Raw genomic sequence first — 9,477 nt, 5'->3', positions numbered from 1 at the left:
CCCGGTCCTCTTTCGCCGATTTTTGCCTTGTCTTGCCTTCGCTCGCCGACTTTTCATACAAACCCTAGTCTCTGCCCGTGGGATAGGCCAGGCGTCGCAATGACAGCTGGCCGGGCAACGACAACGGGCGGCACGAGGGCCGCCCGATCCGGATGTGAGAACCGTCCCCTCAGCCCAGCGCGATACTGGCGTAGGTCGGCTCCCCGCGGGCGTGGCTCAAGGCCACCGTTGCACTGCTGAATTGCATCAGCGGATCGTTGTCCGCCAATGGGGCCACCGCAGGCTCCAGCCGACGAATCTTCAGCGTTTCGCCACGATCCTCGCGCGGCGGCGTGCCGAAATACTCGCGGTAACACTTCGAGAAGTGGGGAGTGGAGACGAAACCGCAGGCGGAGGCGATCTCGATGATCGGCAACGGCGTCTGCTTGAGCAGCTGCCTCGCTCGCGTCAGCCGCAACTTGAGATAGTAGCGCGACGGGGAGCAGTGCAGGTGACGCTGGAACAGGCGTTCGAGCTGGCGCCGGGAGACATCCACGTAGCTGGCCAGCTCGTCGAGCTCGATCGGCTCCTCGATGTTGGCTTCCATCAACGCCACGATCTCGAGAAGTTTCGGCTGCGTGGTGCCCAGCACATGCTTGAGCGGCACCCGCTGCTGGTCCTCCTCGCCGCGAACCCGCTCGTAGATGAACATCTCGGAGATGGCCGCCGACAGCTCGCGCCCGTGGTCGCGCCCGATCAGGTTGAGCATCATGTCCAGCGGTGCCGTACCGCCGGAGGCCGTGAAGCGGTCGCGATCGATCGAGAATAGCCGGGTGCTCCACGCGGTGCGCGGATAGGCCTCCTGGATCGCGGCCAGGCACTCCCAGTGAATGCTGGCGTCGTAACCGTTCAGCAGCCCCGCCTGGGCCAGTGCCCAGCTGCCGGTACAGACCGACCCCACCCGCCGCAGCTGGCGCTGACGGCTCTGCAGCCAGGTCAGCAGGGCCGGGGTGACGGAGCGCTGGGGAGCGACACCTCCGCATACCACCAGCCAGTCCAGCCGCAGCGGCGAATGGGCACTGGCATCCGGTGTCACCTGCATGCCGTCACTCGCCCGAACGGGGGCGCCATCCATGGTCATCACGTACCAGCGGTAGAGCTCGCGTCCGGCAAGTTGATTGGCCATCCGCAACGGCTCGATAGCCGATGCCAAAGAGATCAGGGTGAAATCTTCCAGCAGCAGGAAGCCAAGCGTTTGCGGTTCGGGCACGGCGCCGGCGGGGGTGGGGGCGCTACCACGAGCGGGGGTGATTGCCATTTCATGTCTCCTCCAAGGATGGTTCGGCGGTTATTGTTATTGCGGTTCCCTGGCGTCTATCGCTCTCGGTCCACTGCGACTTCATCGGCGCCGAACGGCGCTCGAGTGCGACCGTCACGTGACTTTTCAGCGTCTCGACCGGTCTGTTTCGACTGTAATCCCTGTGACCATGCGACGCATGCGTTTTTATCTCTGCGCGACATCGTCATCGTCATTAGGCACCTCGACGTCGTTTTTAGAACAGACTGTCATCCCCACGCTCCAGCGGTGTCGCGATTCGAGCAGAACGTGAAAAAGTGTTACCGGGCAAAGGTGATAACGAGTATCATTCACAGCGTTACCGTACCCTTGTCGCCCCGTCGTCGTTCACCGCGACCCACCGTTGGATGTCTGCCATGTTGGTACCCTTTCTGATCATGCTGAGAGAGGGGCTGGAAGCGGCCCTGGTCGTCGGCATCATCGCCAGCTATCTCCGTCAGACCGGCCGCGGCGCCTGGATGCCCGCGGTATGGATCGGCATCTTCCTGGCGGTCGCCCTCGCCCTGTTCGTTGGCGCGGGGTTGCAGTTCGCCAGCGCCGAATTCCCCCAGCGTCAACAGGAGCTGTTCGAGGCCCTGGTCGGCTTTCTCGCCGTCGGCGTGCTGACCTGGATGGTGATGTGGATGCGCCGCGCCGCCAGCGGCATGCGGCGGGACCTCACCCGGGCGCTCGACGAGACGTTCCATAGCGGACGCCGTCACACCTACGCCCTGATCGCCATGGTCTTCCTCGCCGTGGCGCGCGAGGGACTGGAATCGATCTTCTTTCTGCTGGCGGTGTTCCAGCAGAGCAGCAGCTCGGAGGCGCCGCTGGGTGCGCTGCTGGGCCTGATCGTCGCTGCCGTCGCCGGCCTGGCCCTCTATCGTGGCAGTTTGAGGCTGCCGCTGGCGCATTTCTTCCGCCTCACCGGCCTGTTCATCCTGCTGGTGGCGGCCGGCCTGTTCGCCGGCTCGGTACGCGCGCTGCATGAAGCAGGCCTCTGGAATCACGCCCAGGAGGTGGTTTTCGACCTGAGCGACCGTCTGCCGCTGGACACGCCGCTGGGGTCGCTGTTTTCAGGCATCTTCGGCTACCAGCCGGCCCCCACGGTGAGTGAGGTCGTGGCTTATGTCGGCTATCTGGCGGTCGCGTCGTGGCTGCTGTGGCTTCGTCCGTCATCGACCCGGGCAGCAGCGGCGACCCAGCCCCGGCACGGGAGAGCCTGAGCCATGTCACAGGCCGCTTCCATCGCGCCGCCCTCCCCCCGCACCCTGCGCCTGGGGATGGCATTGTCGTTTCTGCTGATGCTGGTCGCCCTGGGCGTTTTCACGCTCTCGCTGCGGGCCGTCAATCCGGTCGGCGACGACGGCCAGGTCGTCGAGGTGACCGCCAGCGGTTGCGAGCCCAACCGCCTGGAAGTGCCTGCCGGACAGCGCACGTTCACCGTGGTGAACCGGTCGGATCGGGCCATCGAATGGGAGATCATCGACGGCGTGATGGTGCTCGCGGAGCGAGAGAACATCGCGCCCGGCCTGCGCCAGCCGCTGACCGCGACGCTGAAGGCGGGTGATTACGCGATGACCTGCGGCCTGCTCAGCAATCCACGCGGCACCCTGCATGTCGTCGCCGGCGATTCGAGCGCTCCGGCTTCCGCCCTTCCGGCGACCGCCTTCGTCGGGCCGCTGGCCGAGTACCGAGTCTATACCACGCTGCAGTTGCGCAAGCTCCGCACCAGTGTCGTCGAGCTGCGCGACGCCGTCGCCGCCGACGATCTCGATGCCGCCCGCCGGGCCTATCGGGAAGCGCGTCGCATCGACTTGCATCTCGCCATGCCCATCGGGCTCTACAGCGATATCGATCAGCGCCTGAACGCCCGCGCCGACGACTTCGAACAGCGCGAAGCGGACCCCGCCTTCGTCGGCTTCCACCGGCTCGCCGCCGGGCTGTTCGGGCATCAGGGAACCGCTGGCCTGAATCCCGTGGCCGCGCAGCTGGTGGCCGATGTGGACACCCTCGCCGAGCGGCTGAAGCACGCCTCGATCCCGCCGGCCCAGCTGGCCGCCGGCACCTCCCGCGTGCTGGAAGCGTGGCTCGATCATCACCGCGAAGGGAGCGCCATCGCGGGCCGGGATCTCGCCGATCTTGTCGCCCTGACGGAGGGAGCCGACAAGATCGTCTCGCTGCTGTCGCCACTGCTGGAGCATCGATCTCCCGCCGCCCACCAGACCCTGCAGGCCAACCTGAAGGCGCTACAGCGGGATCTTCCGACGGCCATCGATTCGTCGACGCCATCCGGCGTTGCCGCCGGGGCCCTGCTGCAGGCGACCGGCACCCTGGCCGACTCCCTCGCCGGCATCAATCAAACCCTCACCCTGGAAGGTTAATCGACATCGGTCATCGCCCATGAGTCAGTTCGATCGTCATTCAGGCTGTCCCTTTCATCGCCGGACAGACCTTTCCCAGACAGCACCTCCCCAGGCGGACACGCCCGTGCCCGCCCATCGTGAACGCCGTCGCTTCCTCAAGGGCGCCGGCTTGACCGGCCTTGGCCTGGGACTCGGCGGGATCGGGCTCGGTGGCACCTGCCCGGCCCTGGCCGCCAGCGGACATGGCCAGGACGTGACCAGCGCGCCGCAGGCGCAGGACTCGCAGCTGCGCTACCCCTTTCACGGCGAGCATCAGCAGGGCGTCGTCACTCCCCGCCCGGCCACCGGCATGCTGGTCGCGTTCGACGTCCTGGCACGGGACCGGGACGACCTGGAAAGGTTGCTGAAGATACTGACCGAGCGGATGGCCTTTCTGACCCAGGGCGGCAGGATTCCCGAACGCGACCCGCTGTTTCCGCCACCGGACTCCGGCATCCTGGGTCCCGTGATCGCCCCTGACGGCCTGACCATGACCCTGGCGGTGGGCGCCTCCCTGTTCGACCGGCGCTACGGTCTGGCGAGCGCCCGGCCGCAACGCCTGCAGCGCATGGAGGGCTTTCCCAACGACGCGCTGGACGCCGCACGCTGCCATGGCGACCTGGCGCTCCAGATCTGCGCCAACACCCTGGACACCGGCTACCACGCGCTGCGCGACATCATCAAGAACACGCCGGGGCTGCTGATGGTGCGCTGGAAGCAGGAAGGCACCGTGCCGCCGCTGCCGCCCGCGCCGGGCGATATCGACGGCAGTGCGCGTAACTTCCTCGGCTTCCGCGACGGTTCCGCCAATCCGAGTGGAGACGACGAGGCGCTGATGGACGAGCTGGTGTGGGTCGGCCGGGATCACGACGAACCGGCCTGGGCTCGCGGCGGCAGCTATCTCGCGGCGCGTATCATCCGCAACTTCGTCGAGCGGTGGGATCGCACGCCGCTGCATGAGCAGGAGATGATCTTCGGCCGTCGCAAGATGAGCGGCGCACCGCTTTCCGACAACGCCGCGGAAGGCAGGGAGCAGGACGTCCCCGATTACTCACGGGACCCGGAGGGCAAGATCACCCCGCTCGACGCCCATATCCGGCTGGCCAATCCGCGCACGCCCGCCACCGAGAAGAATCGCATCCTGCGGCGACCGTTCAACTACTCCAACGGCGTCGAGGCCAACGGCCAGCTCGACATGGGGCTGCTGTTCCTCTGCTTCCAGGCGGACCTGGTGGCGGGATTCATCACCGTTCAGCGCCGCCTCGACGGCGAGCCGCTGGAGGAGTACATCAAGCCGGTGGGCGGCGGCTACTTCTTCGTGCTGCCCGGGGCACGGGACGACAGCGATTTCCTGGGCAGCGGCCTGTTGGCCGCCTCTGCCTGAGCCCGCTCGGCCAAGGAAGCGAGATTCGGGCATCAACACTCGGGCACCCAGAGTCGTTATCGAAGACAACCGCGCTCGCGACGACGAGCCGATGATTCATGACCGCCGACTGGCACTCGGATCATTCAACGGAGACAGACAATGAAGACAACCCGACAGTGGATCGCTACCGGCGCCTTCGCGCTACTACCGCTCGCGCCTCTCACCGCCCTTGTCACGACTCCAGCCGCCCAGGCGGCGGTGGCGCCGGAAGCGCTGGTCGGCCCGGTCGCCGACTACAAGCTCTACGTACTCGACAACCTCGAGCAACTGGTCAGCCACACCCGGGACTTCACCGCCGCCGTCCAGGCCGGTGACGTCGAGAAGGCGCAGGCGCTCTACGCCCCGACCCGGGTCTACTACGAGCGCATCGAGCCCATTGCCGAGCTGTTCGCCGACCTCGACGCCAGCATCGACGCGCGGGAGGACGACTACGAGAAAGGCATCGAGGACCCCGACTTCACCGGCTTCCACCGCCTCGAGTACGCCCTGTTCCATGACCACAGCACCGAGGGCATGGACAAGTACGCCCAGGGCCTGATGGACGACGTCGACGACCTCGACGCTCGCGTCCAGGGCCTGACCTTCCCGCCCGAGACGGTCGTCGGCGGGGCCGCCGCCCTGATGGAAGAGGTCGCGGCGACCAAGGTCTCCGGCGAGGAGGATCGCTACAGCCGCACCGACCTGTGGGATTTCCAGGCCAATGTTGACGGCGCCCGGGAAATCTTCGAGCTGTTCAAGCCGTTGGCCGCGCAGGAGGACGTCGGGTTCGTCGAGCGCGTCCAGGACAACTTCGACGACGTGGAAGAGACCCTGGCCGACTACCGCCTGGAGGCCGACGACCCCAGTGCGGGCTTCGAATCCTACGACCGGGTCAGCGCTGCCGACCGCCGAGCCCTGACCGGCCCGGTGACCGTGCTCGCCGAGGACCTGTCGACGCTTCGCGGTCTGCTCGGCCTGAACTGAACCGCCCCGCGGGTCAGTCGTTCGCCGCGCGTCTGACCCGCTGGCGATCGTCGTCCAGCGTCAGCCCCTGGTCGAAGCGCTTGAGCAGAAGTTCGCGGTGGTCGGTGACGAGACGCCCGAGGCGCTCGTCACCGATCGGCGCCAGCGCGCTCAACGCCTTCTGCAGCCGGATCCCGATCTCTACCGTGGCGGCACCGTCCCGTGCAATCGGCGTGAAGAAATCCTCGAACACATCGGCCGTCGAGAGTGGCTCGACGAAGACATGAGAGGCGGGCTGTTCGGCTTCATCGATACCGTCGGCCGCATGCCTTGCCCACGGCGTCAGCACGCGAACGCCACAGCCAATCACGTCGATGGCGGTGCCCGGATCGTTGATACCCGGCGAGAGCGCCTTGGAGGCAACTTCGGCCAGCACGATGATGCCGAAGCGCGGGTCCTGCTCGAAGCGCCGCGACGGGCCAATGGTGAAAGCGGTGCGAATCTTCCTGATCCGCTCGTCGCTGGTCTCGCCGCTTGTCGCCAGTACGACGCTGCTATCGACGAACTTGCCCGGCAGCACCTGCACGTAGATCGCTTCTCGCTCGTTGGTCGCCAACGAATCGAGCAGCGGCATGTCGATGTGTTGAACGTAGCCAACCTCGTCGGCACGAACGGGATGCTGTCCCGGCGGGCGTTGCGCCGGCATTGCCTGGCCGCCGAGGTACGGGTTCTCGATGCGAGACTGGAAGGCATCGCTCGCCGCGCGCTCGACCTTGGCGATGGTGTCCCGCACCCGGCCCAGCCGGGTCAGATAACCGGCCCATTTGATCAGTTGATAGACCACCAGCACGATGACCACGATCGTCGCGGCGAACAGCAGCGTGCGGCCGTCTGCGTCGTAGACATCGGCAGCCAGGGCGATGATGCCGACCAGGCTGAAGAGAAACGCGCCGATGAACGTCGCCAGGGTGTTCTGCGTGATGCGGTCCTCGATCAGCAGCAGTGTCGCCCGCGGGCTGACGTTGCTGGTCGCCGAGCCATACGCCGTTACCATCACGCTCAACGAGAAAGTGGTAACCGCCAGCATGCTGGAGGCGATGATATTGAGGATGCTGTCCACCGACCGTGAGCCGATGCTGACGACCGATGGGATGTCCAACCAGGGCGACGCCAGCCAGGCGACGAGTGCCGTGAGCAACCCGCCCAACGAAAAGAGCGTGGCGCGATACCACAAGGATCGGTGTAGCCGGCGCCACACCCATCGAAAACGTCCTACCATCTCGCCACTCCCGTTCCTGGACCAGAATTCGCCCAGTCTAGGTCAAACCGTCGTGCATCGAGTGTTTTAGCGGCGCTGGGCTATCCTGATCTCGAATCTGTCACGCCAATGACGGCGGACAACACCGATGATCGGTTTCGGCAAAAGGAGTTTGCCATGACTGCCAAAACCCCGAAGCGAGTCACCCGCCACCGTTGCGGCAAGGGATTCACCTACCGCCTGGACGACGGCAAGACACTCAAGGACGAGGCATGGCGCGACTGGATCGCATCGCTGGCCATTCCGCCGGCCTGGCAGGAGGTCGAGGTCGTGCTCGACAAGCGCCACCATATCCACGCCACGGGCCGCGACAGCGCCGGCCGCAAGCAGTACGTCTACAACGCCAAGTGGCGCCAGAAGCGCGAGATACTGAAATTCGACCGAATCGTCGAGTTCGCCCAGCGCCTGACGCCGATGCGACGGGTGACCGGCCAGCACCTGCTACTCGACGGCATGCCACGGGAAAAGGTCCTCGCCTGCATGGTCAGACTGATCGATAGCGCCTACTTCCGGCCCGGCAGCGAGCGCTACCGCGAGGAGAACGACTCCTATGGCCTGACGACCATGCGTTCGAAACACCTGACCATCGACGGCGACGAGTTGATCTTCGATTACCGGGGCAAGAGCGGGCAGGACCAGCATCGGGTGGTCGAGGATGAACGCCTGGCGCAGATCGTCGGCGAGCTCGACGACATTCCCGGCTACGAGATCTTCAAGTATTTCGATGACGACGGCCACAAGGTCAAGGTCGATAGCCACGACCTCAACGACTATATCCACGAGGTGATGGGCGAGCGCTTCAGCGCCAAGGATTTTCGGACCTGGGCCGGAACCTCGATCGCCGCGCTGGCGCTGGAGGAGCTGGGGCCCGGCGACAACGACAGGACAAGCCAGGGCAACGTGCGCCAGGCCGTCGAGCGGGTCGCCAAGACGCTGGGCAATACGCCGAGCATCGCCAAGGCGAGCTATATCGACCCGCGTGTCGTCGAGAGCTATCTCGATGGCCGGACGCTGGAACATTTCCGCAAGCTGGTCGAGACCGAACTGGCGAAAGACGACGAGCTGACCGGCCCCGACGAGCGCGCCATTCTCAAGCTGCTGCAGAGCCGGCTGGATGGCAGGCGCTGAGGGCATCGGCTCGACCTATCGGCAATCGACGCCAATGGCCGGCCGATGCTACAACGGAGCTTCATCCCTCTGCCATTCGTCGTCACCGCGCCAACGGTCGACACGCTTCGGGACGACGAGGCTTTTGCACGAACACTGTCAACCGCTCAGGAACGCCCCATGTCTCCAGCCGAACCCGCGCTCGATACCGTCGTCTACGTCGCCAACGCCGGCGATGGAACCATTGGCAGTTATCGTCTGGATCGCCAGCACGAGGCGCTGGTCCCCCTGGCCACCATCGAGGCGGCAGAGAATGTGATGCCGCTGGCCGTCAGTCCCGATCGAAGGTATCTCTACGCCGCGATCCGCAGCGATCCGCTGCGGGTCCTGAGCTATCGCATCGAAGCCAGCACCGGGGAGCTGACGGCGCTGGGTAGTGGCGCGCTCTACGGCAGCATGGCCTACATCGCCACCGACCGTACCGGCCGCTACCTGCTGGCCGCATCCTACGGCGGCAACCTGGTCAGCGTCAGCCCCATCGACGACAACGGCGTCGCCGGTGATGCCACCCAGACGCTGGGCACCGGCAGCCGCGCGCATGCCATCCAGGCGACGCCGGACAATCACCACGTCATTGCCACCAACCTGGGCGACGACCAGTTGGCCCAGTTCTACTTCGCCGACGGCGCGCTCGCCCCCAACGAGCCGGCCGTCGCCGAGACGGCTGCCGGTTCCGGCCCACGCCACTTCGTGTTTTCGCCCAGCGGACGATTCGTCTACGTACTGGGAGAGTTCGATGCCACGGTCACGACCTTCGCGCTGGACGCCGACAGCGGCACGCTGAGCCGGGTCGGCATCTGCCAGGGGTTGCCCGAGAGCCACGGCCTCGCGCCGGGCATGCCCCGTGAAGAGATTCCCGCCGGGGACGATGCGCCGCGCATCTGGGCCGCCGCCCTGCACATCC

General features: G+C 66.0%; 8 protein-coding genes. 6 read left to right on the top strand and 2 right to left on the bottom strand.

What is annotated here, in order from left to right; translation table 11 throughout:
• Nucleotides 1-169 precede the first annotated feature (169 nt).
• Nucleotides 170-1,297, bottom strand: a complete 1,128-nt coding sequence (gene gbdR / locus AC3AYF_RS07160) for a choline metabolism transcriptional regulator GbdR (protein ID WP_295036490.1) — start codon at nucleotides 1,295-1,297, stop codon at nucleotides 170-172.
• Between the two features lie 395 nt (nucleotides 1,298-1,692).
• On the opposite strand from gbdR, the gene efeU reads away from it, so the two are divergent.
• From efeU to efeO (AC3AYF_RS07140), 4 genes are all read left to right on the top strand, one after another.
• The gene (efeU, locus tag AC3AYF_RS07155; protein ID WP_295036491.1) at nucleotides 1,693-2,541 is read left to right on the top strand and encodes an iron uptake transporter permease EfeU; all 849 of its coding nucleotides are present in this window, start codon (nucleotides 1,693-1,695) and stop codon (nucleotides 2,539-2,541) included.
• A gap of 3 nt (nucleotides 2,542-2,544) precedes the next feature.
• On the top strand, nucleotides 2,545-3,699 hold the full coding sequence (gene efeO / locus AC3AYF_RS07150; protein WP_295036492.1) for an iron uptake system protein EfeO: 1,155 nt from the start codon (nucleotides 2,545-2,547) through the stop codon (nucleotides 3,697-3,699).
• A 106-nt stretch (nucleotides 3,700-3,805) separates the two neighbouring features.
• Nucleotides 3,806-5,104, top strand: a complete 1,299-nt coding sequence (efeB, locus tag AC3AYF_RS07145; protein WP_295036493.1) for an iron uptake transporter deferrochelatase/peroxidase subunit — start codon at nucleotides 3,806-3,808, stop codon at nucleotides 5,102-5,104.
• A 141-nt stretch (nucleotides 5,105-5,245) separates the two neighbouring features.
• Nucleotides 5,246-6,109 carry an iron uptake system protein EfeO gene (gene efeO / locus AC3AYF_RS07140; protein WP_295036494.1) on the top strand — a complete coding sequence of 288 codons (864 nt, stop codon included), beginning with the start codon at nucleotides 5,246-5,248 and terminating at the stop codon, nucleotides 6,107-6,109.
• A gap of 13 nt (nucleotides 6,110-6,122) precedes the next feature.
• Here the strand turns inward: efeO (AC3AYF_RS07140) and AC3AYF_RS07135 are convergent, their stop codons facing one another.
• Complete coding sequence (locus AC3AYF_RS07135) at nucleotides 6,123-7,367, bottom strand: DUF2254 domain-containing protein (protein ID WP_295036495.1); 1,245 nt, start codon at nucleotides 7,365-7,367, stop codon at nucleotides 6,123-6,125.
• Nucleotides 7,368-7,523: 156 nt separating this feature from the next.
• On the opposite strand from AC3AYF_RS07135, the gene AC3AYF_RS07130 reads away from it, so the two are divergent.
• Complete coding sequence (locus tag AC3AYF_RS07130) at nucleotides 7,524-8,534, top strand: DNA topoisomerase IB (protein WP_295036496.1); 1,011 nt, start codon at nucleotides 7,524-7,526, stop codon at nucleotides 8,532-8,534.
• 159 nt (nucleotides 8,535-8,693) lie between these two features.
• Nucleotides 8,694-9,477 (top strand): lactonase family protein (locus AC3AYF_RS07125; protein ID WP_295036497.1); only part of this gene is annotated, 784 nt, incomplete at its 3' end.

It is taken from the genome of Salinicola sp., from assembly GCF_982684285.1.
Note: the sequence above shows the minus strand (reverse complement) of the source record. Positions and strands in the feature narration are given on the sequence as shown.

What these genes read in the sequence shown, in the direction of transcription:
- AC3AYF_RS07130 (WP_295036496.1), top strand. Translation starts at nt 7,524, where the DNA reads ATGACTGCCAAAACCCCGAAGCGAGTCACCCGCCACCGTTGCGGCAAG.
- efeO (WP_295036492.1), top strand. Translation starts at nt 2,545, where the DNA reads ATGTCACAGGCCGCTTCCATCGCGCCGCCCTCCCCCCGCACCCTGCGC.
- gbdR (WP_295036490.1), bottom strand. Translation starts at nt 1,297, where the DNA reads ATGGCAATCACCCCCGCTCGTGGTAGCGCCCCCACCCCCGCCGGCGCC.
- efeO (WP_295036494.1), top strand. Translation starts at nt 5,246, where the DNA reads ATGAAGACAACCCGACAGTGGATCGCTACCGGCGCCTTCGCGCTACTA.
- AC3AYF_RS07135 (WP_295036495.1), bottom strand. Translation starts at nt 7,367, where the DNA reads ATGGTAGGACGTTTTCGATGGGTGTGGCGCCGGCTACACCGATCCTTG.
- efeU (WP_295036491.1), top strand. Translation starts at nt 1,693, where the DNA reads ATGTTGGTACCCTTTCTGATCATGCTGAGAGAGGGGCTGGAAGCGGCC.